Raw genomic sequence first — 24608 nt, 5'->3', positions numbered from 1 at the left:
GCTCCAGCCGCACCGCGAGCAGTACTCGGCCGTGCGCTGCCGGGCGGCGTCGGCGGCCTGCGTCGCGGCGGCGACCGCGTCCGCGCCGGTCGGGTTCGCCCGGAACGAGCGGCGGTTCTGCTCGGTCTCGTACGCCCTGCGGGCGGCCGGTCTCGGCGCGATCGCCGGCCTGGGGCTCGTCGGACTCGACGATGCCGGTCCGGACGCCGACCCGGCGGTGATCACCGGCTACAAGGCCGCCCGCAACCGGTCCCTGGCCCGTGGTCAGAAGCTGTCCAACAAGGCACTGGCCGCGGTGCGGGCCCCGGTCGAGCACGGCTTCGCCCATCTCAAGAACTGGCGTGTCCTCGGCCAGGTCCGCACGGATCCCAGGTGCGCGACTGCGCTCGTGCGGGCCCTGCTGGTCCTGACGAACCGGGAAGTCGCCCGCTGACGGACGACCTTGTCGGTGGACCACCGCTCCGGACCTGCCCGAGCCTCCCGACGCCTACGCACACCAGGCCATCTGACGTGCAGTTTTCACGATGCACCGTGCTCACTGGCGCAGACGTCACCAGCCCATTACCCGCGCCCGCCACCACCGGCGACGCACCCGCGTTTGAAGGCGACTTGTCGTACCTGGTGAATCGTCAGCCCGTTCGGCTCGAAACTGTGCATCTGCATGGCGGGGCTCGATGAAGCCCTCCTGCGGTACTAGGACAGGCCGAAGGTGGCACGGGTCATCTCGGCAGCGGCCTGGATGACCTCGTCGTGGTCGATCGGCACGAACCCGGTGACGGCGTCGGTGACCGCTCCGCAGAAGCCGTGATAGAGGGCTCTGGCCATCATCTCCGGGTGCGCGCACCGAAGGTCGCCGGCCTCCACGCCGGAGCCGACCGCGTCGCCGATCAGGCGGATGAGCCGTTCATTCGCGGCGATCTTGACCTGTTCAGCGCCTGCGGCGTCGTACAGGGCGCGATGGATGTCGGCGTGGCTGAGCGAGAAGCGGCACAGCGACTCCATCGCGTCCACCAGCCGGATGTCGATGGGAACGTCGGTGTCGCCGAGGATGGCCTCACCGACTTCGGCGAAGACGTCCAAGTGCCGCTCCCAGGCGGCGGCCGCGGCCTCCTCCTTGGTCTTGAAGTACAGGTAGAAGGTCCCCTTCGAGACGCCCGCGAGCTCGGTGATCTCTTCGATCTTCGCGTCGGCGATGCCCTTCCGCAGGAACACCTCCACCGAGGCGTCCAGGATGTCCTTGCGCCGTTCCTCCGGCGGCTTGGCCACACGCTTGCGCTTGCTGGTGGGCGCGGTCATCTCGGGCTCCTCAACTCGTCCTTGCCTGTATAACACGATGACCGACTGACCGTAAGTCAGTCACGCGGGGCGTGCGCACTCGATTGCGAAGTGCCACCAGGAGCACAGGTGGGTCATTCTGAATGACTGGCGGTCAGTCAGTGTTAGTGTGTGAGTGTCCGCGCATCCCACGGACGGTTCCGCACCCGCCCCGACGTGGGGCGGCCACACCATCAGAGGCCAGCATGCCCAGCTCCAAGTACCCCTCCCCGCCCTTCGACGCCGAGCTCCAGCCGGTCCTGGACGCCATCCTGGAGTCGTTCAGCCCGTCGCTGCACCCCGAGGACATCCCCGCGCTGCGCGCCGCCAAGCTCACACCCGGCCCGGAGGAGCTCGTCCAGGACCGCCCCGTCACCCACACCGAGCACATCGTCCCCGGGCCCGCCGGTGACCTCACGGTGTCCGTCTTCGCCAGGTCCGACCACAACAGCGCCCGGCCCGCCCTCTTCTTCACCCACGTGGGCGGCCTGATCTTCGGCGACCGCTTCAACGGCATCGCCCCCCTGATGGACCACGTCGAGGAACTCGATCTGGTCGCCGTCACCGTCGAATACCGGCTCGCCCCCGAGCACCCCTCCCCTGCCGCCGTCGAAGACTCCTACGCCGCGCTGAAGTGGACCGCCGAACACGCCGCAGAACTCGGCATCGACCCCGATCGCATCATCACCGCCGGCGCCAGCGCGGGCGGCGGCCTCGCCGCCGCCCTTGCCCTCATGGCCCGTGACAACAACGGCCCCGCCGTCGCCGGTCAAATGCTGATGTACCCCGTTCTCGACGACCGCGACGAGACCGTCTCCACCCACCAGAACGACGGCATCGGCGTGTGGGACCGCACCAGCAACCTCACCGGCTGGAACGCCGCCCTCGGCGAGCGCCGCGGAACCACCCAGGTCAGCATCTACGAAGCCCCCGCCCGCGCCACCGACCTCTCCCACCTGCCGCCCGCCTACATCGAGGTCGGCAGCAACGAGGTCTTCCGCGACGAGAGCGTCGTCTACGCCACAGGCATCTGGGCCGCCGGTGGCGCCGCGGACCTGCACGTATGGGCCGGCGGCTTCCACCTGTTCGGCCAGTTCGCCCCCGACACCGCCATCAGCCGCGCAGCCCGCGACACCCGCACAAACTGGCTCCGCCGCACTTTCCAGCTCTGACATTCCGGCCAAATCCGTATCCCGCTGCCATCGCCCATGCCCTGTACCAGTCCTTCCCAGCGGGCGTCTCGCCCGCCACGGCGGCGGGGATGTCCGGCCGCTCGATGGTGGTGAGGAGCCGTCCGTCCGCGGCGACGACCAGGGCCATGTGGACGTGGTCGTCGCCGAAGAGCGCGCGGACGTCGTCCACGCCGGCGTGCGGGTCCAGGGTCTTGGGGCAGGTGACCATCGCGTCCGCGACGCGCCCGCGCATGGCGACTCGAGCTGTCATCGGTCATCCCCCGCTGATCGGTGGCAGTACGGCGATTTCGTCGCGGGCCGTGCAGGGCGTGCGGTGCGGTTCGTCGTCCGGTGCCTCTCCGTTGAGCCATACCCGTGAGTTCGCCAGGACCCGGACGAACCCGTCGCCATAGCGCCGACTCGCCTCGTCGAGCACTTCGCCGAGCGTGCGGCCGTCGATCACGTCGCGCGCCCGGCCCGCCGCCTCCCGCGCGCTCGCGAACATCAGCACTGTGGGCATCGGCCCACCTTCCTCTCCGTCCGGTTTCGGCACGTGCACGTGATCATGTGCAGGTGATCAGGTCATCCGCCGATGTACGACATCTCCACCCGGTCCTCGCCCGATCGGGTACGGCGGCCCCCGCGCAGCTCCGAGTAACCGTCCTCCCGGGTGCCCCACAGCGCGCCGACGGCCGCCCGCAGTTCCTCGTCACCGGCGCCCGCGCGCAGCAGTGCCCGCAGGTCGGTGCCCCGGGAGGCGAACAGGCAGGTGTGCACCTTGCCGTCCGCGGACAGCCGCGCCCGTGTGCAGTCGCCGCAGAACGGGCGGGTCACCGAGCCGATGACGCCGATCTCACCGGCGCCGTCCCGGTAGCGGTAGCGGGTGGCAACCTCGCCGGGGTGGCGGGCGGGGAGGGGTTCGAGGGGGTGGCGGTCGTCGATCACTCGCACGAGTTCCGCCGCGGGCAGCACCTCGCCGAGCCGCCACTCGTTGGTGGCGCCCACGTCCATGTACTCGATGAAGCGCAGGATGTGGCCGCTGCCCCGGAACCGCTCGGCCATCGGCAGCACACAGCCGTCGTTGACCCCGCGCTTGACCACCATGTTCACCTTGACGGGGGTCAGCCCCGCGCGGGCGGCGGCGTCGATCCCCTCCAGCACCCGGCGCACCAGGACCGGGGTGTCGGTGACCGCCCGGAACACGGCGTCGTCGAGGGCGTCCAGGCTCACCGTCACCCGGCGCAGACCGGCCTGAGCGAGGCGCTGTGCCAGCGTCGGCAGCAGCAGCCCGTTGGTCGTCATCGCAAGGTCGAGACCGGGGATCGCGGCGAGCATGCCGACGAGGTCCGCCACTCCTTGCCGTAGGAGGGGCTCGCCTCCGGTGAGGCGGATCTTGCGGACGCCCAGGGCGGCGAACACCCGTGCAAGGCGGGCGATTTCATCGAAGGACAGCAGTGCGTCGGAGTGCAGGTAGCGGTGCCCGGGGCCGAAGTGCTCGCGTGGCATGCGGTAACGGCAGCGGAGGTTGCAGCGATCGGTGACGGAGATGCGCAGGTCGCGCAGGGGGCGGTCGCGGCGGTCGAGGAGGGCTGATCGGGACGTCGTCGTCATGGCGTCGGTTCCCAGCGGTGTGCCGCCGTCGCCACGTCGTCGATGCGGTTTCCGGTCGCCACCCAGCCGGCCGTGCCGTCCCCGTCGTACTCGCGCTTCCAGATCGGTACGGATTCCTTGAGGACGTCGATGCAGAAGCGCGCCGCGGTGAACGCCTCCGCGCGGTGCGGCGCGGACACCACGACTAGGACGCTCGCCTCGGTGAGCGGCACCGGGCCGTGGCGGTGGAACAGCGCGACCCGCCCCAGGCCGGGCCAGCGGTCCCGGGCGGCGAGGGCGATCCGGCGGAGGCGGGGCTCGACGTGAGCGTCGTACGCCTCGTAGTCGATGCAGACGATCCCGGTACGGCTGCCGGTGAGGTCGTCGTTGTGGTCGCGTACGGTGCCGGTGAAGGTGACGACCGCACCGCAGTGCGGGACGGACGCCCACTCGATCGCCTCGGCGACCGGGACGCGGTCCTGGGTCAGGCCCAGCCGGATGTCGTTGCCCGACGGCTCCTTCTGCGGACGACCGAAGACCTGCTCATTCGCGGTGGCTGTCACCATGCGTCCCCTCGCCTCTCGCCTCCTGGCCCGGCACCGGCCTTCATCCTCACCGGCCCCGGCCCTCCGCGTACGACGTCGCGCGACAGGCATTTGACCGGCGGCGACGGGAACAGGACGCCCGTCGCATCCCGGTTTTCCGGTTGTTTACACGGCGAAAACGGGACGCCCGAGCGCGTGGCTGACACTCTGGGCAACGAGTCGTACGGCGAGGTAGGCCATGACAGCAGCGACCGCGGCGGGGCCGGACGAGACGAACACCGGCCGCAGCGAGGTCTGGCGGGATCTCCTGCGGGACCACTTCGTCAGTCTGGACGTGGAGGTCGAGCGGGACGGCGGCATGTTCGACGGTGCCGTGCGCAGCGACTTCCTCGGGCACCTGAGGGTGTCGGGGGTGCGCTCGGTGGACCAGGACATCGTCCGTACGCCGGAGCTGCTGCGCCGCGACCACGACCGATACCTTCAGGTCTGCCTGGTCCGCCGCGGTACGGCGTATGCCGCCCAGGACGGGCACGAGGCGATGCTCCGCCCCGGCGACTTCGTCGTCTACGAGACGGAGCGGCCCTTCCAGTGGACGCTCCGCGCGGAGGCCGGCTCCCCTTACTGGGACCTCGCCGTCTTCACCTGGCCCCGTGACACGATCTGCCTCAGCGACAGCGAGTCGGCTCAGCTGACCTGTCGGACGCTGGACGGCGGCAGCGGTATCACCGCGGTGCTGAGCAGGATGCTGACCGATCTGCTCGTCGAGAAGCCGACCGTCAGCGAAGGCGGTGCCATCCGGATCGCCGACGAGATCGGCGACCTGGTCGCGACCATCGCCACGGAGGCGTACGGCTTCGGCGGCGCCGCCGACCGGCACGCGAACCTGCTGCGGCGGATCGACTCCTATATCGCGGAGCACCTCGGCGATCCGGACCTGTCCCCGGAGCGCGTGGCGCAGGCGCACTTCGTGTCGACGCGCCAGCTCCAGCGGATGTTCGCCGGTCGAGGGCAGACGGTGTCCCAGGTGGTCCGGCGGCAGCGGCTGGAGCGGTGCCGGCGTGATCTGCTGAACCGGCGGGGCGGTGAGGCCACCCTCACCGAGATCAGCGTCCGCTGGGGGTTCACGGACCTCTCCGTGTTCAGCCGGGCGTTCCGTGAGGTCTACGGCACCTCGCCGACCGCCTACCGGGCGCGGGTCCGCGGGTAGAAGCTGCGGAGAAGCTACGGGCTGTCGCTGGAGTGTCCCGGCACGGTCGCCTGCGCGGGGTCGATCACCGGGGCGATGTGGTTCACCGCCAGCGCGGCCTCGCCCAGACCGACCGAGATCAGCGCGACCTTGCCGTCGTAGTCGGCGATGTCGCCCGCGGCGAAGATCCGCGGGTGGTTGGTGCGCATGGTCCGGTCGACCTCGATGTGCCGGCCCCGCATCGTGAGGCCCCACTGGGTGAGCGGGCCGAGGTTCGCGACGAAGCCGAGGGCGGCGACGACCGCGTCCGCCTTCAGGTGTTCGGTCCCGCCGGTGCCGAGGTCGCGCAGTTCCACCTCTTCGACGTGGTTCTCGCCGGTGATCCGCTCTACCTCGTGCGGGGTGCACAGCCGCACCGACGACTCGCGCAGGAGCCGTACGCTGTGCTCGTGGGCCCGGAACTGCGGCCTGCGGTGGACCAACGCGACTGAGCGGGCCAGGGGTTCGAGGGCCAGCGCCCAGTCCACCGCGGAGTCCCCGCCGCCGACGATCACCACGTCGGCGTCGGTGAGTTCGGCCGGTTTCGGTACGAAGTAGTGCAGGCCGCGGTTCTCGTACGCGGTGCCCGCGGGCAGCGGGCGGGGGGTGAAGCTGCCGATGCCGCCGGTGATCAGGACGGCCTTCGCCGTGACGACGGTGCCCCGGTGGGTGGTGACGGTGACACCGTCCAGGGTGTCCGTCAGGGTCTGGGCGGTGTGGCCCAGCAGGTAGCAGGGCTTTGCCTGCGCCGCCTGCTGCACCAGGTTGTCGACGAGGTCCTGCGCCTTCACCGCGGGGAAGCCCGCGACGTCGTAAACCTGCTTCTCGGGGTACAGCGCCGCCATCTGCCCGCCGGGCTGTTCCAGCGCGTCGACGACGGTGACGGACATGCCGCGGAACCCGGCGTAGTAGGCCGCATAAAGGCCGACCGGGCCGGCGCCGACGATCAGCAGGTCAGTGTCCTCGACGTTCTCAACTCCCATGGCCGGCACGCCTCTCCCCCAGCAGGGGATGGTCGACGCCCACCGGTCCGTGCGAGGTCGCGCCACCGGACGCGTCCTCGTGCTCCTCGAAGAACTCGACGGCGGCCGTGGCGAACGGGCGGAGTTCCACGGGGATCTTGTGTTCCCAGTGGATCGCGTCGCTGGGGCAGACGGTCATGCACTTGCCGCAGTCGACGCATTCGTCGGGGTGGATGTACATCATCCGGTCCCCCTGGTAGATGCAGTCCACCGGGCATTCCTCGACGCAGGACTGGTCGAGGATGTCCGCGCAGGCGTCGGTGACGACATACGCCATGGGTCATCAGGCCCTTTCGATCTGGACGAGGGTGTCGGAGAACGTGGGCGCGTTGCCGAGGTCGGCGAAGGCGGTGGGGTTCAGGGAGGCCATCGTGGACAGCGACTTGCTGTGCGAGCGCCAGCTGCCGTACGCCGACACGACGACGCCGGTCAGGACGGCCTTGTCGAGCTTCGCCTTCACCACGAAGGAACCCCGGTCGTTGAAGATCCGTACGTCGTCGCCGGTGGCGATGGAGCGTTCGGCGGCGTCGTCGGGGTGGATGAGGACGGTCGGGTCGCCCTGTACGCGGCGGTGCATGGGGAGGTTGGCGCTGCTGGAGTTCAGGTAGGCGTGCGGCTTCGGGGTGATGAGGCTGAGGGGGTGGCGGGCGGCCAACTCGGGGTTCGTGTGCGGGGATTCGCGCGGCGGGACGTAGTGCGGCAGCGGGTCGACCGGGGTGCCCGGCTGGTGGTCGTTGGAACCCTGCCGGAAGAGCGGGACCACGAAGTTGCCGACGGCCTCGGCGATGGAGGACTTGAACTCCACCTTGCGGGACGGGGTGGGGAAGTCGCCCTGTGCGTAGGGGGCGTACTGGTCGGCGGGCGGCACGTTCAGCCGCTGCCAGCCCTTCTCCTTCAGGGACTCAACGGTGATGCCCGCCATGGCGGGCGCCGACCAGTCGAAGGCCTCGGCGATCATGTCGTCGTCGGTGCGCCGGAAGACGGGGTCGGTGAAGCCCATGCGGGCCGCGAGCCGCCGGAACAGTTCGGTGTTCGGGATCGCTTCGCCGAGCGGTGTGATCGCGCGGTGGTTGTAGGTGATGTAGAGGTGGCCCCAGGAGAACATGATGTCGTCCTGCTCCAACTGGGTGGTGGCGGGCAGCACGAGGTCGGCGAACTGGGCGGTGTCGGTCATGAACTGCTCGCTGACCACGGTGAACAGGTCGTCCCGCATGAGGCCCTCGATGAGCCGCTCCTGGTCCGGGCAGACCACCACCGGGTTGGAGTTGTAGACCATCAACGCCTTGATGGGCGGGTCCAGTTCGAGGCCGCCGGTGAGCGCCTGCCCCAACTGGTACTGGTTCACGATCCGCTTGCCGGGCTCCAGCATGTCCGGGCGCATCATCGCGCCCCAGTTGACCGGGAACGCCCACAGGGGGAGCTGGAGGATGCCGCCGCCGGGGTTGCGCCACGCGCCGACCAGCGCGGGCAGGCAGGCCAGTGTCCGAACCGTCTGGCCGCCGCCCGCGTGCCGCTCGATGGCCACGCCGATGCGGATGACGGACGGCTGGGCGGTGGCGTAGGCGCGGGCCAGCTTGCGTATGTCCTCGGCCGGGACGCCGGTCTCCTCGGCGGCCCACTCGGGGGTGTACTGCTTCGCCCGCTCGGCCAATTCTTCGTATCCGACGGTGTAGTTGTCGATGTAGTCGGCGTCGGTGAGGCCCTCCTCGATGATCACGTTCATCATCGCCAGGGCGAGGGCGCCGTCGGTGCCGGGGCGGATCGGGATGTGCCAGTCGGCCGCCCTCGCGGTACGGGTCTTCACCGGGTCCACCACGACGACGGTCGCCCCGCGCTTGCGGGCCTCGGCGATGAACGGCCACAGGTGCAGGTTGGTGCTCATCACGTTGCAGGCCCAGACGAGGATGAACTTCGAGTGGACCAGGCTCTCCGGGTCCACGCCCGCGCAGTCGCCGATCGTCATCGTGTACGCGGTGCAGGCGCCCGAGTCGCAGTAGGTGCGCTCGGCGATGGTGGCGCCCAGCTTGGCGAAGAAGGGGTCGCCGACGTTGAGGCCGTTGAGGATGCCCTGGGTGCCGAGATAGCTGCACGGCATGATCGCCTCGGGCCCGAACTCGGCCGCGATCCCCCGGAACCGGGTCGCGATCTCGTCCAGGGCCTGCTCCCAGGTGATCCGCTCGAAGCTGCCGCTGCCTTTCGGGCCGGTGCGGCGCATCGGGTAGAGAATGCGCTCGGGGCTGTAGACCCGGTCCAGGTAGTTGTCGACCTTCACGCACAAACCCCCGCGCGTGTACGGGTGTTCGCGGTCTCCGGCCAGGTTCACGGCCTTGCCGTCCTGGACGGTGACCGTCATGGCGCAGGTGTCGGGGCAGTCGTGCGGACACGCGCCCCGTACGTGGGTCGTGCCCGCCGCCGTGTCGGTCGCCATACCGGCCGCCGTGCCGCTTTCCGTCGCCGCTGTTGTGCTCATCTGCCTTCCCCGCCTTCCCTCGGATCGAGCTGCCTCGATCGTCGAGGGACCCGGCGGCGGACGGTTAGGCACCAGGCGCCAGGCACTTGACCGAGAGCGACAGACCGGGCCGGGGTGCGTGCGGACCTGGTCCTGCCGGGTCCACGTCGCCTACGTCCTCTACGCGCTCGTCCTCGGCGCGTTCACGCGGAAGGCCGTGGGACGGCGGCTTGCGTCCGCCGGGCCCAGGAAGTCGAGGGGGCTCTTGTCGTAGACCCAGACCGTGTGGCCGGAGCTCTCCTTGAAACTCAGGCCGATGCCGGAGCGGTCGGTGTAGTCCTTGGCGCGGGTGACGACCAAGACGCCCGGGATCTTCGCGGCCGCGCGGTAGAGCGCGGCGTCGAGTTGGGGCAGGAGCGTGGCGTCGGGCAGCATGTCGCCGATCTTCTCCAGCGCCGCTCCTCGCCAACCAGGCAGCCGCAGCCGCGCGCCGACCGGACCTCGTCAGCTGGCCGTTGCCGAGGCGGGGGACGTGTCGTCGCCGTCGAGCTGTTGCTCGGCCCAGATGATCTTTCCGTCTGTGTAGCGGGTGCGCCAGCGCCGGGTGAGCTGAGAGATCAGGAACGGGCCCCGGCCGTCTTCTCGGCCGAGCGAGGATGGCGCAGGTGCGGCGCGGAGTCGCTGACGTCGAAGACCTCGCAGATCAGGGTGAGTTCCAGGATCAGGCGCAGCCGGATCGGCCCGACGGCGCGCCGGATGGTGTTGGTGACGAGTTCGCTGACGACGAGTTCCGAGCTGACCGCGAACGACGTCATCTTCACGCTGAAGAAGGTGCAGGACCCGGCGACGGGTGCGGCGAACCAGCCGATCGCCGCCCAGATCAGGGCTGAAGGCCGTGGGCGACCACGGACTCAGGCTGACCTTCTCGAAGGCGACGCCGAAGATCTTCGACCTGTTCGAGGCGATGGAACGATGCAACGGACCGCGCGGCGGGAGGACTTCATTCCCGCTCATCGCGAGGAATCGTCTTCAGGCCTGCGGACAGTTCCCTTATCCGCGCCCAGATGGCGGGGGCCGGCGGCGGATGTGCGCGAGATTGGCGCGGAGGAGTTGGGTCGTGGCGTGGTCTTCACCCACCGCGCGGATGCAGTCGGCGAGGGCACGCTTGAGGAGGCGTACGGCGCGGGCGAGGTCTCCGGCCGCGTAGTACGCGGCGGCGAGGTGATTGTGGCAGCCGATGGTGTCGGGGTGTTCCGGGCCCAGGACACGAGCGGAGTCGGTGAGGGCACGTTCGTAGAGGGGCGTTGCCCGGGTGAAGTCTCCTGCCAGCAGGTAGGTGTAGGCCAGGTGGTTGAGCGAGACGAGGGTGTGGGGGTGATCGGAACCCAGCACCCGTTCACGATCGACGAGATTGCGCTCGTACAACGCAGCGGCACGGGCAAGATCCCCGGCCGACATGTAGGCGACGGCGAGGTTGTCGCGGGAACCGAGGGTGTCGACGTGGTCGGGGCCCAGGACGCGTTCACGGTCGGCGAGGTTGCGCTCGTGCAGCGCGATGGCGCGGGGGAAGTCTCCGGCTGAGTAATAGGTGAAGGCGAGGTTGTTGCGGGAGGTGAGAGTGCTGGGGTGGTCGGGGCCCAGGGCGCGTTCACGAACGGCGAGATTACGTTTGTGCAGTGCGGCGGCGCGGGCGAAGTCACCGGCCGACGTATATGCGGCGGCAAGGTTGTTGCGGCAGGAAAGGGCGTCGGGATGGTCCGGGCCATGGACCTGTTCCTGATGTGTGAGTGCGAGCTCGTGCAGGGGGATGGCACGGACCAGATCACCCACCGACGCGTAGGCAAGTGCGAGGTGGTTGAGCGAAGCCAAGGTGTCCGGGTGGTGCTCCCCCAGGATGCGCCTGGAGTCGTCGAGGACGCGCTCGTGCAGGGGGATGGCACGTTTCAGGTCGCCCACCGACGCGTAGGCAAGTGCGAGGACGGTCTGGGCAGTCAGGGTGTCGGAGTGATCGCTGCCGTGCACTCTGACGGACGACTCGACGCAACGCTCGGCGAAGCCGATGGCCTGGCTGATCTGGCCCTGACCGTAGAGATAGGTCGCGGCGTTCAGGAGGACGAGGACGGTGGAGTCCGTGTCGTGCGCGGGTTCACCGGCGGACGCGAGTGCCCCGATGTGCGGGAGCAAGGCCCTCCAGCGCGGCCACCCGGCCACGTTGGTCAGCGGTTCTCCCGGCTGGGCCTCCTCAAGCAGCCGTGTCGCCTCCCGTCGCCCCGCGGTGATGGCTTCGGGACTGCGGTGGGGGTCCTCCGAGTCCGGGGTGCGGGCGACGGCCTGTACGAGGCGATGCACCGTGACACCCGTGCGGGTAAGGCGGACCATCGCGTAGTCGGCCAGCTGCGCCAGCGCGTCGTCCACGTCCAGGACAGTCTCGTCCTGGCCTTCGCCGGACCCGTACAGCATGTCCCGGAGGATGTCCTCCGGCCCCAGCCACGCCAGCACCCGCAGCAGATCCCGCGCCGCGGGCGGGAGGGCGTCCACCGTCAGCCGCCACACCCCTGCAACGGTCTGGTCCTCCCGATCCGTGCCGCCGGCCGGGGTCGCGAACATCCGCCCCGGGAAGCGCCGCAGCCGTTCCAGGTACACGGCCGGCGTGATCGCCGCACGCCGTATGTAGGCAGCCGCCTGGTCCAGTGCCAACGGCAGCCAGCCCAACGCAGCGGCCAGTTCACCCATGCCCGGCGCGTCCACGCCATGCCCGGCGATCCGGCCGAGCAGGCTGACGGCGGCCGTCGGGGTGAGTACGTCCAACGGCACCGGACGGGCCAGGTGATCCCACCCCGTGGTGCGGCGTGAAGTAATCAGGTGACTGCCGCCGGTCAGAGCACCGATGAGCGGTGCGAGAGCACCGGGCTCAGCCGCGTTGTCGTGGATGAGGAGCCAGCCGGCATGGGTGCGCAGCCAATCCCTCGCCCAGGCGGCCGATTGTTCGGTGGTGAGGGCGAAGGCGGCCGGATTGAGGGCGGTGGTCAAGCCGGCGAGGGCCAAGGTGGTGCCCTCGGCGGTATCGGAGGGGATCCACCACAGCGGGTTGTAGCGGTCCCGGTGAGCGTGTGCGTAGTGCAGCGCGAGGGTGCTCTTGCCGACGCCGCCCAGGCCGTGGACGACCTGTGTGATCACGCCGGAGCCTGTGCCCATGGCGGCATCCAGCAGCGCCAGATCATCTTCCCGCCCCACGAACACCGGGCTGGGCGGGGCGGGCAGATTGCTCACCCCCGCGGGGGCGGCAACCTCGGCGGCCGGCTTGAGGACATGCTCAGACAGCGTGACACTGCTGATCCGTGCCCCGTCCCCCGTGACGATGACGCCCGAATTGATGTGGGCGTGGACAGAGCGGTGTCCTTCCGCCGTCATCGTCGGATGGTCGTGTCGTTGCCCGTAGGGATGGCCCCTGAGTTGTCCTGGACTGCGACCGACCGCTCCCCCGAAGCGGTCCAGCCAGAGCGCTCGGCAGGCGGCAACTCGGCAAGCTCCGCGGTCAGTCGGGGATCCTCCCGGAGCACCTTCTTGACCTGCGCCCGCAGTGGTGCCTGCATGCCCTTGTCTTCCGGCATCGCCGCCGCCCCCAGGACACCTGGTTCCTCGGGACGCCTGGTGCGGTGGATCAGGTGAAGCATTCCCTGCCCCGCTGCCCCGGTCGCCTCGGTGCCACCATCCGTCGCTCGGGTCCGCGCTGCTGGACCGTAGGCACTGACCGCCGAGACCGCATGCGGACCGATTCCCCCCTCGACCGATAACGCGTCCATGGCCCCATGCTCCCGTCGCACCACGTACCTCAGGCCGATTGCCAGCTTGTCTCATGGTGCCATCAGGGCCTTGACACACCCAGACTCCCGGATGAAACGGAAGCGTTCCGAGACCGGCGCCCCGCCCACCTCGCGCAACGCCCACGACAGCGTCCAGTAGACGGCAGTCGGGAAGGTAACCAGCCTGCGTCCTGTCACCACCCGGTACGGCTGCCCATGTTCGAGCAGGCGAGCGGCCGGGGCGCGGTACGTCGCACACGCGGAGTGCATCCGGAGCTTCGCAAGTCCGCCGTCACCTGGCCGCGCGCCCCCCTCGGCGTTGAGTGGTGACACGGCCGTCGATGAGCTTCGGGCTCGCTGCGCGGGAGGTGAGCCGGCGCGGGTCGACATGGCAGAACTCCGACCACTCAGTCAGGGCCGGTCGACCCGAACGCGGCCTGGATCACTGGACAGGTCCCGCACTCCCCCAACGGCATCAGCCGGATCTTCGTAAACCCGGAGCACCCCCCGCTCGATGCAAACATATTTGCATATACCATCGGCTATGCAGTCGCACTTGCGCTGCCGTGCCGAACCTTGTGAGGAGAGTGGGACGCCGTGACCATGCATTCGGCGACCTTGGCCATCGACGAGACACTGCGGGCCCGCCGAGCGGCCGGGGAGAAGGTGTTGCACCTCGGGTTCGGCGAGGCGGGGCTGCCGGTACCAGATTCGGTCGCGCAGGTGTTGTCGGCGGCGGCCGGGCGCAACGGGTACGGGGCCGTCGTCGGCTCGCGGGAGGCCCGCGAGGCCGCTGCCGGGTGGTTCGACCGGCGCGGGGTAGAGACGGAACCCGAACAGGTGCTGTTCGCCCCCGGCAGCAAGGCGTTGCTGTTCGCTCTGCTCGCCGTGCTGCCGGGGGATGTAGTGCTGCCGCGCCCGGCGTGGGTCAGCTACGCGGCCCAGACTGCGCTGGTGGGCAAGAAGACCATCAGCGTTCCGATTCCGGCGGAGGCGGGCGGCGTTCCGGACCCGGAGCTTCTGGAGCAGGCGCTGGCCGACGCGCGGGCGGCCGGGGCGGACCCCGGTGTCCTGGTGGTGACGGTGCCGGACAATCCCACCGGGACGATCGCCCGCGACGAGCACCTGCGGGCGGTCTGTGAGATCGCCGAGCGGCATGGTCTGACAGTGGTCTGCGACGAGATCTACGCCGAGGTGTGCCACTTCGGGAAGGCTCCCAGCGCCCTCGGTCATCTACCCGAACGCACTGTGGTCACCAGCGGGTTGAGTAAGTCAATGGCCTTGGGTGGCTGGCGCATCGGGTTCGCCCGGGTGCCGTCGGGCCCCTGGGGCGAGCGGCTGATGGGCGAGCTCGTCGGGGTGGCCAGTGAGGTGTGGTCGAGCCTGGCCGCGCCGATGCAGGCCGCCGCCACGCACATCCTGCAGGATCCGCCCGAGGTGCTGGCCCACATCGATGCCGCGCGCGGGCTGCATGCGACGGTCGCGGCGGCGGTGTACGAGCAGTTCACGGCGGCCGGTGCGGTCTGCCGCCGTCCCGAGGCGGGCTTCTACCTCTACCCTGACTTCGAGCCGATACGGCCGGTGCTTGCCGGCCGGGGCATCGACACCGGTGCGGGGCTGTCCGCGGCTCTACTGGAGGAGCACGGGGTCGGTGTGCTCGCCGGTGAGGCGTTCGGGGACGCGGTCGGCGGTCTGCGTGCCCGGGTGGCGACCAGCCTGTTGTACGGGGAGTCCGAGGCGGAGCGCTGGGAGGCATTGCGCAGCGACGACCCGCTGCGGCTGCCGTGGATCGCGGCTTCCCTGGAGCACCTGCGCGGTGCGCTTGCCGCGTTGACGGCACGCGGCTGAGGCGGGCTGCCGCCGGGCGGGCCGCACGGACGGTGTGCGGCGCCGACCCGGCGGCTCACGGCTGGGGCGCCTCCGGGACGTAGGCGCCGAACTCCTCCAGCAGTTCTTCCTCCTGCAGCAACGTCGAACGCACCTGGTGCCCGCGCAGTTGGGCGACCCCGGTGGCGAGCGCCTGGACCAGTGCGGTGAACGCGGTCAGCGAGCGCAGCACCGACGGGCTGGAGGCGTCCACGAAGAAGACCTGCTCGGCCGAGGACGCCAGCGGCGAGGAGGGGTTGTCGGTCAGCGCCACGCAGCGGGCGCCGCGCGATCGGGCCCAGGCCGCGGCCCGCACCGTCTCCGCGCTGTAGCGGCGGATCGCGATGGTCACGAAGCAGTCGCCCTCCCGGACCCGGCGCAGGTCGTCGGTGAGCGTGCCCGTGCCCAGCGTGACGGTCTCGACGTCCTCGCGCAGCATCCGCAGCAGGTAGCCGAGCAGATAGGCCGGGGCGTGGCACTTACGCAGGCCCATGACGTGGACGCGGGGCGCCTCGGCCAGCGCCTGGACGGCGGCCTCCCAGGTGTCGGGGTTGATCCGGGCGAAGGTGCGGGCGATGTTGGCCCCCTCCGCCGCGGCCGCCCGTTCGAGCAAGTTTCCGCCCTCGGCGCCCAGCTGCTCCAGGTTGTCGTAGCGGCGCAGCAGGTGCACCTGTTCACGCAGGTGCTCCCGGCACAGTCTGGTCAGCCCGGGGTAGCCCTCGAGGCCGAGGCTGGTGGCGAAGCGCACCACGGTGGCCTCGTTGACACCGACGGCGGACGCCAGCTCCGAGATCGTCATGAACGCCACACCTTCCGGGTCCGCCATGACACGCTCGGCCAGCAGCCGCTGGGAGCGGGTCAGCGCCGTCGCCGGGTTGTGAAGAGTGGCGACGAGCGCGTCGTAGGTCTGCGGAGGTCGCCGCGATGCTGTGGCCATACGAGGAATTCTCTCCCGAAGCGGCCGTGCCGCGGTCGCCGGGTCACCCGGTGGCGACGTCGGCACGCCCCTGCGCGAAGTCCGACAGCGCCATCTCGGCGGTCTTCCCGGCCGGTCCGCGCACAGTGATCCGGTCAGCGGTCAGGTCGGCCACCACGGAGCACAGAGTCATCAGCGGGTCCGTGCCCGCGGCCGTGCGGTGCACCCCCTGGGGCAGCGGCGCCGCGGTGAGGATGTCCAGGAACCACTGCGCGCCGGGGTCGCCGGCGGGGACCGGCACAGCGCTCAGGACCGTGCCACGGGCGACGCTCTCCTCGAACTGGCCCAGGCTGCGGGCCGCCCGCGCGCCGTCGTTCGCGGCCGCGGCGGCGTTGGGCGCGTCCGCCGGTTCGGGCAGGTGGCGCAGGTGATTGGTGTGCCAGTGCAGGGGCTGGTCGACCGGGTCGGCCTCTACCACGGCGGTCGCTCCGGCGACGCTCTCCACGACGGCAACCCGGCCCCCGGCCCGGTCGCCGATCGTGTAGGCGAAACCGCCGGCGCTCGGGTGGGTGCGCAGGTGGTCGACGGCGGCGTCCAGGGTCGGAGCCTGCTGGAGGGCGCGGGCGATGAAGTGCCGTCCCGGGGCGTCGGTCGGACGTGCGGCCTGGACGTGGTTGATGCCCCAGACCAGGCCGTTGCCGGTGGCCGTGAAGGTGTTGGCGGGCAGGAAGCCGGGATACCACTGGACCGTGACCGGCACGTCCCCGTCGATGAGCAGGGTGAGCAGCATCAGCCGGCCGTCGAGGGCGGGCGCCCCGTCCTCGTTGTGCGCGACGTAGGAACGCGTCCGGCGCCAGCCGAGGTCCGTGCAGCCGGTGCCGTCGTCGACCCCGAGGTCGCCGCGGAGGTTGGCCAGCAGCAGGTCGTTAAAGTCCGCGCCGGCGCCGGCGGCGAGGGCGCGCAGCTCGGCCAGCTGCGGGCCGCACGCGGCCTGCGTGGCGTCGAGCAGTCGGCCGACCCAGATCCGCCCCCGCTCGGTCGCCGCCCAACGGTGCAGCGCGGAGCGTTCGGGCAGGGCGTCCTGGACGGCGTGGACCTCGGCGCGGGCGGCCTGGCCCAGGGCTCGGAACACTTCCGTCCGCTCCCCGGAGACGACCAGCCAGCGCAGCCCGGCGAGTTCCTGCTCACGGATGCCTGCCGCCATCGTCCGACCTCCTGCCGATTGAGCTGCGCCGACCGCTTCCGCGGACCCGCTTGCCGCAACCCGTGACGTAAATTTAATTGCAGCGATACTACATCCTGCAATTCTGCTTGCATATCGTGTTGTTCCCGCCCCTCTCCCCAAGGTCAGGAACCCCTGTGAAACCTTCCGCTCGCACCAACAGCCCGGCCCAACTGCGCGGTGCGCTGGGCAACCGGCAGATGACCATGATCGCGATCGGCGGCGTCATCGGCGCCGGGCTCTTCGTCGGCAGCGGCAGCGCCATCCGCCAGGCCGGCCCCGCCGTACTGGTGGCCTACGCCGCCGTCGGCGCCCTGGCCGTCCTGGTGATGCGCATGCTGGCCGAGATGGCGGTCGCCCAACCGGAGACCGGTTCCTTCTCCAGCTACGCCGGCCGCGAGCTGGGCCCCTGGGCCGGGCTGTCGGTGGGATGGCTGTACGCCTACCAGTGGTGCATCACCGTCGGATTCGAAGCCATCGCCGGTGCGGCCGTCGCCCACCACATGCTGCCCGCCATGCCCACCTGGCTGGCCGCCCTGGTCCTGATGGTCGCGTTGATCGCGGTCAACTTCGCCCGAGTCGAGTCCTTCGGCACCTTCGAGTTCTGGTTCGCCATGATCAAGGTGGCGGCGATCATCGCCTTCCTGCTCATCGGCCTCGCCGCCGTGCTCGGCGCGCTCCCGGGCACCAACGCACCCGGCACCGCCAACCTCCTCGGCCACGGCGGCTTCGCCCCCAACGGCTGGCTGGCCGTGCTCCAGGCATCCCTGGTCGTCTTCTTCTCCTACTTCGGCACCGAAGTCGTCACCATCGCCGCCGGTGAGGCCAAGGACCCCGCCCAGGCCGTGCGGCGCGGCATCAACAGCGTCGTCTGGCGCATCCTGCTCTTCTACATCGGCTCGATCACCGTCGTGGTGATGCTGCTGCCGTGGAACTCCACCGCCGTCACCGACAGCCCCTACGTCGCCGTCCTCGGCCACCTCGGCGTGCCCTTCGCCGACACAGCGATGAACTTCATCGTGCTCACCGCCGTCCTGTCCTGCCTCAACTCCGGCATCTACTCCTCCTCCCGGATGCTCCACTCCCTGGCCGAACGAGGCGAAGCCCCCGCGCTGTTCGCCCGCACCACCCGGCTCGGCGTGCCCGCACCGGCCGTGCTCGCCGCCTCCAGCATCGGACTGCTCACCGTCGTGGCCAACTACTTCCTGCCCACCACGGCCGTCTACCAGTTCCTGCTCGACTCCTCCGGCGCCGTCGCCGTCGTGGTCTACCTGTGCATCACGGTCACCCACCTGCGCGGACGTGCCCGGCTGATGCGGGAGCGGCCCGAAGCCCTCACGGTCCGCATGTGGGCCTACCCCTGGCTGAGCCTGCTGGTCCTTGCGGCACTCCTGGCCATCATCGCCGGCATGGCGGCCGACTCCGCAAGCCGGCGCTCGCTCCTGCTGACCCTCCTGGTCACCGCCGTCGCCGCCGTGGCCGGACTGATCACCCAGCGGGCCCGGCACCCGAAGAACGCCACCGAACCGGCGCCCTCACGCACCCTCGTCTGACAACAACCTCCCGCCGAACAACACCCCGGAACCGAAGGCACGCACCCCCGGCGAGTGGCGCGGAATGCCCCACAAACGGATGCCGTGCAGGGCGCGGCGACCGAGGCGAGCAGCAGACGGGCCGGCTCCAGGCGGCTCTCGTACACACGAACCCCGCGCCACGGGTCCGACTCGTCGAAGTCCCTCAACCGCAGCAGATTGAACGGGACTTCGCGAGTCGACCCGTCGACGTACCGAATCGACGCCCTTGTGGTGCTGTGCCTGCGGCGGGTCTTTCCCGGGCGCTGTACGGCCACACCAGAACGGGGCGAAGCGGGCACACCACCCAAACCGGAAGATCGTTAACAGTCGACAACTGACCGCTACTGAACGTTACCGCTCCCCGCGATCACACGGAGATGCTCGAACGGTGCTCATGATCACGCGGAGGTGCTCGCGAAACCGCGGAACCTAAAGGATGTCGACCCGGCCGGTGGAGATCAGGCCGCGCAGCCGAATCTCGTGCAGCGCATAGGAGTTGAAGAGCGAGGTGTGCTCCGTCTCGTCGAGGAGTCGGTCAGTCTCCCGGCCGTCTCGGGCTCGGGCCAGGAAGGTGCAGGACGTCCCGTTCCGTGTGCCCGTCCTCCACCTGGACTTCCAGCCGGGCGATCAGCGGCCACAACTCGGCGACGGCTTCGGACGCGTGCCAGGACCGCCGTGCAATCTCGGCGAGGCGGACTGTGGACTCGCCGAACTGCAACATGGCGCGGTGGTCGGTGTCGGCGGGATCGGTGACGCCGAGGACGCGCGGCGGAAGGCTCAGGTATTGAGTCTTCCCAGTAACGGATCATGACGTTGTGTGAGCGTTCAGATGGTGCGGTCGTACTCGAGCTGGAGCAGGACGAGGGCTGCGGCGGCGATCTTCGTGTTGCGGCTGGGGTCGAGGCTGACTCTACGCGGGGCTTTGAAGGTTGTCTTGAGAAGGGAGTTGGCGCGCTCGCAGACGCCGTGGATGCCGCGGATGACCTTGTTGTAGGTCTGCTGGGCTTCGGTCAGCTTGCCTCCGGCGGGCTTCTTGTGCGGGTGGCGGAAGCCGTCGCCGGCGTTCTCGTAGCCGAGGTCGACGAGGGTCGGCATGTCCAGCTCGGCAACTATGCGGTTGAGGGCGTCGATCAGACCGTGATGGCGGGCGCAGGTGGTGTCGTGCTCCCTGCCCGGACGGACCGGTGAGACCCAGATCGGCCAGCCGTCCGGGGTGGAGGTGACCTGCACCTGCACGTTCCCACCGTGATGCCGGTGCTTCCCAGGCTCCGCTCGTTGGGCCTGCGAGCGTCGGTCGGCCGCACCGGTGTCTGTTGGGATAATGCGATGGCTGAATCATTTTTCGGCGCTCTCAAAAACGAACTCGTGCACCGAACTACGTTCCCAACACGCGCACATGCCCACCGGGCGATCGTCCGCTATATCGAGATGTTCTACAATCGCCTCCACTCCGGGCTCGGCTTCAAGACTCCGCAGAAGTCCACGCCGAGTACGAGGAGTTGCAGGCAGCGGCATAGGGAGAACCCTCGACACCGCTGTCCGAGAAGCACAGGGCCCCTCACTCCCCAACACCCCGAACGCTACAAACGATTGATCGCTTACACCATCACAGGGGACGTGACCCAATAGCGCCCCCACCCCAACATCGTCCCCCCCTTCCCCCCGGCTCCCTCAGCTCTTGAAGACGTTCAAGCACTCCGTGCCGTGCTTCACGTACTCCCAGCCGAAAAGGGCGCCCCGGTACTCGTAGACCCACAGGGTGGTGCAGTAGTCGCCGGTCGTGTACGTCTCGCCGTAGCCGTGCCACAGGCAGGACAGGGTGATGCCGCTGCCGGAGAGGGATTGGGCCGAGGAGTTGCAGAGCGTCTTGCCGTTCGGGTCGGTGACCTGGACGTGTCCGACGTACGTGACGTAGACACCCGCGGCGTTGGTAAACCCGAAGCGGCGGTCGGTCTTCGCGCTGCCGACGATCTGGTGGATCACGTTGGACGCGCCGTTGACGTTGATACAGACGTTGGCGTCGCCGTTGTCCGCGCAGTTCTGGCCGCTGGCCTGGGCGGGGCTGCCACCGACGACGGCCAGGGTGAGGGCGGCGGCCAGGGTGGAGGTGAAGGCGGCGAGGCGACGTGTCGTGGAACGCATGTTTCCCCTTGGAAGACGTGGAAAGCCGGCTGGGTCTGCCGTGCCTTCTCAGGATGTGACAGGTGGGCGGGGGTGTCGTTGGCAATCGGTCGCCGGTTCCTTGACCGTGCGTCTACCGAGGGGCCAGCCCTGTTCGCTCAGCGCCTGGTCCCGGTACTCGCTCGGCGAGACGCCCTGGGCGGTGCGGAAGGCGCGACTGAAGTCGGAGGCGTGCCGGAAGCCCCAGCGGGCGGCGAGCGCATGGACGGGGCGGGTGCGAAGGCGGGGGTCGGCGAGGTCGACCCGGCAGCGGGCCAGGCGCTGGTGGCGGATCCAGGCGGTGACGGTCAGCTCGCGGGGCTGGAAGCGGCGGTGCAGGTAGGCGAGCGAGATGTGGTGGTGGGCGGCGATCTCGGCCGGGGTGAGGTCGGCATCGCGCAGGTTGACTTCGATGAACGCCTCGATACGCGCGAGCAGGGCCTGTCTACGGGTCTCGGGCGCCAACTGGTCCTCGGCGTCGACCTGTTCGGCGAGTGCGGCGGCGGCGAGATCCAGGGCGACGGCACCCAGCCGGTCCGTCTCCCGCTCGCTCAGCTCCTGTCGCTGCACGGAGGTGGCGACGCTGGTGAGGAAGTCGGCGAAGATCGCGTTCATGCCGGTGACGGCGGGCAGCCGGCGCACGAGGAGGGCGTCGAGGCGGTCGGGGCGCAGGGGGAGGGCGGTTTAGGGCCAGTGGAGCAGCAGCATGCGGACGGTGTTGTCGCCGTTACCGGCGCCGGCGTCGAGGGCGACCTGGGAGTCGTACGGCCGGGAGGTGTCGTGCAGCAGCAGTTCCCCGGTGGCCACCAGACACTCCCGGTCCCGCTGGGTGAACCAGATCCGGTGGCCGGTGACGAGGCTCAGGGCGTACCGCTCGGGGTCGGAGCGGCGTACTAGGGCCTGTTGCGAAAGTGGATCAAGGGTCTCGTTTGATGTCCGGTATGGGTCGTGTGATGCTGACTTCGTGACTGATCAACGCGAGGTTGTCATCGCCCGCTGGCCAGGTCAGGGCCCTTCTGTGGAGGCCGGGCTGGCCGAGTTGTTGGCGAGCTACCATCTGCGGACGGAGGCCGAGAAGGGCGAGGCCGTCGCCGATGTGGACGGGTTGCCGGACCGTTACCGGGCAGAAATCCTGGACCCGGGGGCCGCATTCGCGGACGCTGTCGTGCTGGTGGCATTCAGCGGGGACACCGCCGTGGGCTGCCTGGTGGTGACCGCCCCCGTGAGTGGCCGGTCAGAGGTCAAGAGGCTCTGGACAGATCCGGCATTCAGGAGCAAGGGCATCGCTTCCGGCCTGGTCAGCGCCGCACTTGCGCATTCCGCGGAAAACGGCGTCAGCACAGTACGGCTGTCAGTGTGGAAGTGGCGCGCAGGTGCCATCGCCCTGTATGAGCGGCTCGGCTTCACCGTCGCCGAATCATGGGACGAGCGGGATCAACTGGTGTGCATGGAGCGTGCCGTGTGAGTGGTCACAGCCACTCGTTGATCGCTGCAACCAGCACGGTTGCCTCATAGCGGACAGCGAGCTTGTCGTATCTGGTGGCTACAGCCCGGTGGCGTTTGAGGCGATTAATCCCGCACTCCACCGCGTGGCGCTCCTTGTAGTCGGCCTTGTCGAACTTCGGCGGCCGACCGCAGCGGGAACCGTGGTTCTTACGGTTGCGGACCTGGTCAGCCTTCTCCGGAATGGTGCAGCGGATGCCACGCCTGCGCAGGTATTCGCGGTTCGCGCGGGATCCGTACGCTTTGTCAGCGCGGACCTTGTCCGGCCGGGTGCGCGGCCGGCCCGGACCGAGGCGGGGTACTCGGATGCCTTCCAGGACCAGCCGGAACTGCGGGCTGTCGTGCCGCTGCCCGGCGGTGATCAGTAGCGACAATGGCTTCTGCCCCTGCTCGACCGCCAGGTGCAGCTTGGTGGTCAGCCCGCCTCGCGAGCGCCCCAGGCCGTGGTCGTCGGGCTCGGTGTCGACGCCGCCAGGAGACTCCTTCTGCTCCGCCCCTTTTTACGAGCTCCGGCGGCATGCTGGTGAGCCCGGGCGATCGTGGAGTCCACACTGACATCCCAGGTGATCAGGCCCTTCGCATCCGCCTCGGCCTGCAACAACTCGAAGATCCGCTTCCAGGTGCCGTCACGCTGCCAGCGCCGGAACAAGTCATAGGCCCGGTCCCACGGCCCGTATCGCTCCGGCACATCCCGCCACGGCGCACCAGTCCTGGTCCGCCACCGTATGCCGTCGATCAACTGCCGCCGTGTCCACGTCGGCGGCCGCCCCGGCCTTTTGCCCACCGGCAGCAACGGCTCAAGTCGAGCCCACTGGCCGTTCGTCAGATCTCCACGCCCCACGACGCATGATCATCTACGGCCTTGATCCACTTTCGCAACAGGCCCTAGTGCGGACGTCCGCAGGGCCCGCGCCTCGGGGACGGCGTGCACGGCCAGTTGCGCGGGCCCGACCGGGCCAGCGTCACCTCGGCGCGGAAGTCCCCGGCGCACGGGCTGCTGTACACGGCCGGGGCGGTGTCCCGGGACGCCTGCTCGCACCACCAGGCAAACCGGTCGTCGGCGGGCAGGTCCGCACTGCGCATGGTCACGATCACGTAGGTCGCCCGAAGCAGTTCCCGTCGGCCCCGGCCGACACTGCCTCCAGCCTCGCATCCGCGCAATCAGGACAAGTCGCGCGCCAGCAAAGATTGATCACTCTCTGTCAAAACCGCACGAACGGACGCGCGGCGGAGACGATGTTTCCGCTACGGCCCGTGCGGTCCCCAAGTCCGGGCAGGCGTAAGGCCCCTGGTAGGAACGATCTTGCGACGGATTGTTCTGACCGAGGGGCCACACGTGTCGACCCGTGTCACATACACCGCCGTGCTCGATGTGAAGCGGTCCACCGCCGAGCACCTGGCCCGGTTGCTGCGCGACCACCGCATCGCGGCCGGAACCCGCAGGGGCAGGCGGGCGCTGGGTTGCTTCCGGTAGGCAGTGCTCGTCCTCCGCTGGTTCATCGACAGCGTCCGCCTTTTTCAACTCGCCTGCGACAATGGCCTGTCGGTCTCCACCGCATGCCGCTACCTCCATGAGGGACTGACCGTTTTGGCAGCCGGGGCGCCGGATCTTGCGACTGCGCTGAAACGCGCGAAGGCGGCCGGCCTGACGCATCTGAACCTCGACGGCACCGTCATCCGCACCGATCGCGTCGCCGCCCCCGACCCCAACGGCGCGGACCTGTGGTGGTCCGGGAAACACCGGCATCACGGTGGGAACGTGCAGGTGCAGGTCACCTCCACCCCGGACAGCTGGCCGATCTGGGTCTCACCGGTCCGTCCGGGCAGGGAGCACGACACCACCTGCGCCCGCCATCACGGTCTGATCGACGCCCTCAACCGCATAGTTGCCGAGCTGGACCTGCCGACCCTCGTCGACCTCGGCTACGAGAACGCCGGCGACGGCTTCCGCCACCCGCACAAGAAGCCCGCCGGAGGCAAGCTGACCCAAGCCCAGCAGACCTACAACAAGGTCATCCGCGGCATCCACGGCGTCTGCGAGCGCGCCAACTCCCTTCTCAAGACAACCTTCAAAGCCCTGCGCAGAGTCAGCCTCGACCCCAGCCGCAACACGAAGATCGCGGCCGCAGCCCTCGTCCTGCTCCAGCTCGAGTACGACCGCACCATCTGAACGCTCACACAACGTCATGATCCGTTACTGGGAAAGACTCAGTGGTGGGGGGCGCCCCGGCGCCCCCCCCACGACCC

The 24608-nt window shown here is 69.6% G+C and carries 24 protein-coding genes and 4 pseudogenes; 8 read left to right on the top strand and 20 right to left on the bottom strand.

Features of this window, described 5'->3' with window-relative positions; genetic code table 11:
- The coding region (locus ABZ848_RS48590) for a transposase family protein (RefSeq protein ID WP_360843313.1) at nt 1-433 on the top strand (433 nt) is incomplete at its 5' end.
- A 260-nt stretch (nt 434-693) separates the two neighbouring features.
- On the opposite strand, the gene ABZ848_RS48585 is transcribed toward ABZ848_RS48590, so the two are convergent.
- Nucleotides 694-1296 (bottom strand): TetR/AcrR family transcriptional regulator, encoded by a 603-nt coding sequence (locus ABZ848_RS48585; RefSeq protein WP_360843310.1) that lies wholly within the window; start codon nt 1294-1296, stop codon nt 694-696.
- 224 nt (nt 1297-1520) lie between these two features.
- On the opposite strand from ABZ848_RS48585, the gene ABZ848_RS48580 reads away from it, so the two are divergent.
- Entirely contained in the window at nt 1521-2486 is a 966-nt protein-coding gene (locus ABZ848_RS48580) for an alpha/beta hydrolase fold domain-containing protein (RefSeq protein WP_360843307.1), read from the top strand.
- Here ABZ848_RS48580 and ABZ848_RS48575 read toward each other — a convergent pair.
- The 4 genes from ABZ848_RS48575 to ABZ848_RS48560 form a co-directional block, all read right to left on the bottom strand.
- Nucleotides 2428-2757, bottom strand: coding sequence for a hypothetical protein (locus ABZ848_RS48575; protein WP_360843305.1), 330 nt, complete (start codon nt 2755-2757; stop codon nt 2428-2430). The genes ABZ848_RS48580 and ABZ848_RS48575 overlap by 59 nt on opposite strands.
- Before the next feature lie 3 nt (nt 2758-2760).
- Complete coding sequence (locus ABZ848_RS48570) at nt 2761-3006, bottom strand: MoaD/ThiS family protein (RefSeq protein WP_360843302.1); 246 nt, start codon at nt 3004-3006, stop codon at nt 2761-2763.
- A 62-nt stretch (nt 3007-3068) separates the two neighbouring features.
- Complete coding sequence (gene moaA / locus ABZ848_RS48565; RefSeq protein ID WP_360843300.1) at nt 3069-4097, bottom strand: GTP 3',8-cyclase MoaA; 1029 nt, start codon at nt 4095-4097, stop codon at nt 3069-3071.
- Entirely contained in the window at nt 4094-4642 is a 549-nt protein-coding gene (locus tag ABZ848_RS48560; protein WP_360843298.1) for a molybdenum cofactor biosynthesis protein MoaE, read from the bottom strand. The genes moaA and ABZ848_RS48560 overlap by 4 nt, the downstream gene beginning before the upstream one ends.
- A 217-nt stretch (nt 4643-4859) precedes the next feature.
- Here ABZ848_RS48560 and ABZ848_RS48555 point away from each other — a divergent pair, with 217 nt between their 5' ends.
- Nucleotides 4860-5828 (top strand): helix-turn-helix domain-containing protein, encoded by a 969-nt coding sequence (locus ABZ848_RS48555; protein ID WP_360843296.1) that lies wholly within the window; start codon nt 4860-4862, stop codon nt 5826-5828.
- A gap of 14 nt (nt 5829-5842) precedes the next feature.
- On the opposite strand, the gene ABZ848_RS48550 is transcribed toward ABZ848_RS48555, so the two are convergent.
- From ABZ848_RS48550 to fxsT, 6 genes and pseudogenes are all read right to left on the bottom strand, one after another.
- On the bottom strand, nt 5843-6829 hold the full coding sequence (locus tag ABZ848_RS48550; protein WP_360843294.1) for an NAD(P)/FAD-dependent oxidoreductase: 987 nt from the start codon (nt 6827-6829) through the stop codon (nt 5843-5845).
- Nucleotides 6819-7145 carry a ferredoxin gene (fdxA, locus tag ABZ848_RS48545; protein WP_360843292.1) on the bottom strand — a complete coding sequence of 109 codons (327 nt, stop codon included), beginning with the start codon at nt 7143-7145 and terminating at the stop codon, nt 6819-6821. The genes ABZ848_RS48550 and fdxA overlap by 11 nt, the downstream gene beginning before the upstream one ends.
- Nucleotides 7146-7151: 6 nt before the next feature.
- Nucleotides 7152-9338 (bottom strand): molybdopterin-dependent oxidoreductase, encoded by a 2187-nt coding sequence (locus ABZ848_RS48540; RefSeq protein WP_360843289.1) that lies wholly within the window; start codon nt 9336-9338, stop codon nt 7152-7154.
- Between the two features lie 159 nt (nt 9339-9497).
- A complete protein-coding gene (locus ABZ848_RS48535; RefSeq protein ID WP_360843286.1) occupies nt 9498-9752 on the bottom strand; it encodes a hypothetical protein in 255 nt (84 codons plus the stop codon).
- Between the two features lie 69 nt (nt 9753-9821).
- Nucleotides 9822-10120 (bottom strand): annotated as a pseudogene (locus tag ABZ848_RS48530) (ATP-binding protein); the annotation flags it as partial.
- A gap of 247 nt (nt 10121-10367) precedes the next feature.
- Complete coding sequence (fxsT, locus tag ABZ848_RS48525; protein ID WP_360843284.1) at nt 10368-12728, bottom strand: FxSxx-COOH system tetratricopeptide repeat protein; 2361 nt, start codon at nt 12726-12728, stop codon at nt 10368-10370.
- A gap of 995 nt (nt 12729-13723) precedes the next feature.
- On the opposite strand from fxsT, the gene ABZ848_RS48520 reads away from it, so the two are divergent.
- Entirely contained in the window at nt 13724-14968 is a 1245-nt protein-coding gene (locus tag ABZ848_RS48520) for a pyridoxal phosphate-dependent aminotransferase (protein ID WP_360843316.1), read from the top strand.
- A 55-nt stretch (nt 14969-15023) separates the two neighbouring features.
- On the opposite strand, the gene ABZ848_RS48515 is transcribed toward ABZ848_RS48520, so the two are convergent.
- Nucleotides 15024-15923: a MurR/RpiR family transcriptional regulator gene (locus ABZ848_RS48515; RefSeq protein ID WP_360843281.1), complete on the bottom strand. Its 900-nt coding sequence runs from the start codon at nt 15921-15923 to the stop codon at nt 15024-15026.
- 43 nt (nt 15924-15966) lie between these two features.
- Nucleotides 15967-17106, bottom strand: coding sequence for a C45 family peptidase (locus ABZ848_RS48510; RefSeq protein ID WP_360843278.1), 1140 nt, complete (start codon nt 17104-17106; stop codon nt 15967-15969).
- Between the two features lie 155 nt (nt 17107-17261).
- On the opposite strand from ABZ848_RS48510, the gene ABZ848_RS48505 reads away from it, so the two are divergent.
- Nucleotides 17262-18677, top strand: coding sequence for an amino acid permease (locus ABZ848_RS48505; RefSeq protein ID WP_360843275.1), 1416 nt, complete (start codon nt 17262-17264; stop codon nt 18675-18677).
- Nucleotides 18678-19233: 556 nt separating this feature from the next.
- Here the strand turns inward: ABZ848_RS48505 and ABZ848_RS48500 are convergent.
- Both ABZ848_RS48500 and ABZ848_RS48495 read right to left on the bottom strand, forming a co-directional pair.
- Nucleotides 19234-19419 carry a hypothetical protein gene (locus ABZ848_RS48500; protein WP_360843272.1) on the bottom strand — a complete coding sequence of 62 codons (186 nt, stop codon included), beginning with the start codon at nt 19417-19419 and terminating at the stop codon, nt 19234-19236.
- A gap of 104 nt (nt 19420-19523) precedes the next feature.
- Nucleotides 19524-19961 (bottom strand): annotated as a pseudogene (locus tag ABZ848_RS48495) (transposase family protein); the annotation flags it as partial.
- A gap of 18 nt (nt 19962-19979) precedes the next feature.
- Between ABZ848_RS48495 and ABZ848_RS48490 the strand changes: the two are divergent.
- Nucleotides 19980-20171: pseudogene (locus tag ABZ848_RS48490) on the top strand (integrase core domain-containing protein); the annotation flags it as partial.
- Between the two features lie 198 nt (nt 20172-20369).
- On the opposite strand, the gene ABZ848_RS48485 reads toward ABZ848_RS48490, so the two are convergent.
- From ABZ848_RS48485 to ABZ848_RS48475, 3 genes are read right to left on the bottom strand one after another with little or no spacing between them, the layout of a single operon-like run.
- Nucleotides 20370-20840, bottom strand: a complete 471-nt coding sequence (locus ABZ848_RS48485) for a hypothetical protein (RefSeq protein ID WP_360843269.1) — start codon at nt 20838-20840, stop codon at nt 20370-20372.
- A gap of 48 nt (nt 20841-20888) precedes the next feature.
- Nucleotides 20889-21500, bottom strand: coding sequence for a helix-turn-helix transcriptional regulator (locus ABZ848_RS48480; RefSeq protein ID WP_360843267.1), 612 nt, complete (start codon nt 21498-21500; stop codon nt 20889-20891).
- A 42-nt stretch (nt 21501-21542) separates the two neighbouring features.
- Nucleotides 21543-21665 carry a hypothetical protein gene (locus ABZ848_RS48475; protein ID WP_360843264.1) on the bottom strand — a complete coding sequence of 41 codons (123 nt, stop codon included), beginning with the start codon at nt 21663-21665 and terminating at the stop codon, nt 21543-21545.
- A 157-nt stretch (nt 21666-21822) separates the two neighbouring features.
- On the opposite strand from ABZ848_RS48475, the gene ABZ848_RS48470 reads away from it, so the two are divergent.
- On the top strand, nt 21823-22323 hold the full coding sequence (locus ABZ848_RS48470; protein WP_360843262.1) for a GNAT family N-acetyltransferase: 501 nt from the start codon (nt 21823-21825) through the stop codon (nt 22321-22323).
- 4 nt (nt 22324-22327) lie between these two features.
- Here the strand turns inward: ABZ848_RS48470 and ABZ848_RS48465 are convergent.
- Together ABZ848_RS48465 and ABZ848_RS48460 are read right to left on the bottom strand one after the other, a co-directional pair.
- Nucleotides 22328-23202 (bottom strand): IS5 family transposase gene (locus tag ABZ848_RS48465; protein WP_360843259.1). Its coding sequence is split into 2 segments (ribosomal slippage): nt 22328-22855 and nt 22858-23202, totalling 873 coding nucleotides; the frame shifts between segments, so codons are not numbered across the junction.
- Between the two features lie 44 nt (nt 23203-23246).
- Complete coding sequence (locus ABZ848_RS48460; RefSeq protein ID WP_360843257.1) at nt 23247-23450, bottom strand: hypothetical protein; 204 nt, start codon at nt 23448-23450, stop codon at nt 23247-23249.
- A gap of 247 nt (nt 23451-23697) precedes the next feature.
- On the opposite strand from ABZ848_RS48460, the pseudogene ABZ848_RS48455 reads away from it, so the two are divergent.
- Nucleotides 23698-24531 (top strand): annotated as a pseudogene (locus tag ABZ848_RS48455) (transposase family protein).
- The last annotated feature ends 77 nt before the right edge of the window (nt 24532-24608 follow it).

Origin of the sequence: Streptomyces sp. NPDC047081 (genome assembly GCF_040643775.1) — a bacterium.
In the GTDB taxonomy this organism is placed as follows: domain Bacteria; phylum Actinomycetota; class Actinomycetes; order Streptomycetales; family Streptomycetaceae; genus Streptomyces.
Note: the sequence above shows the minus strand (reverse complement) of the source record. Positions and strands in the feature narration are given on the sequence as shown.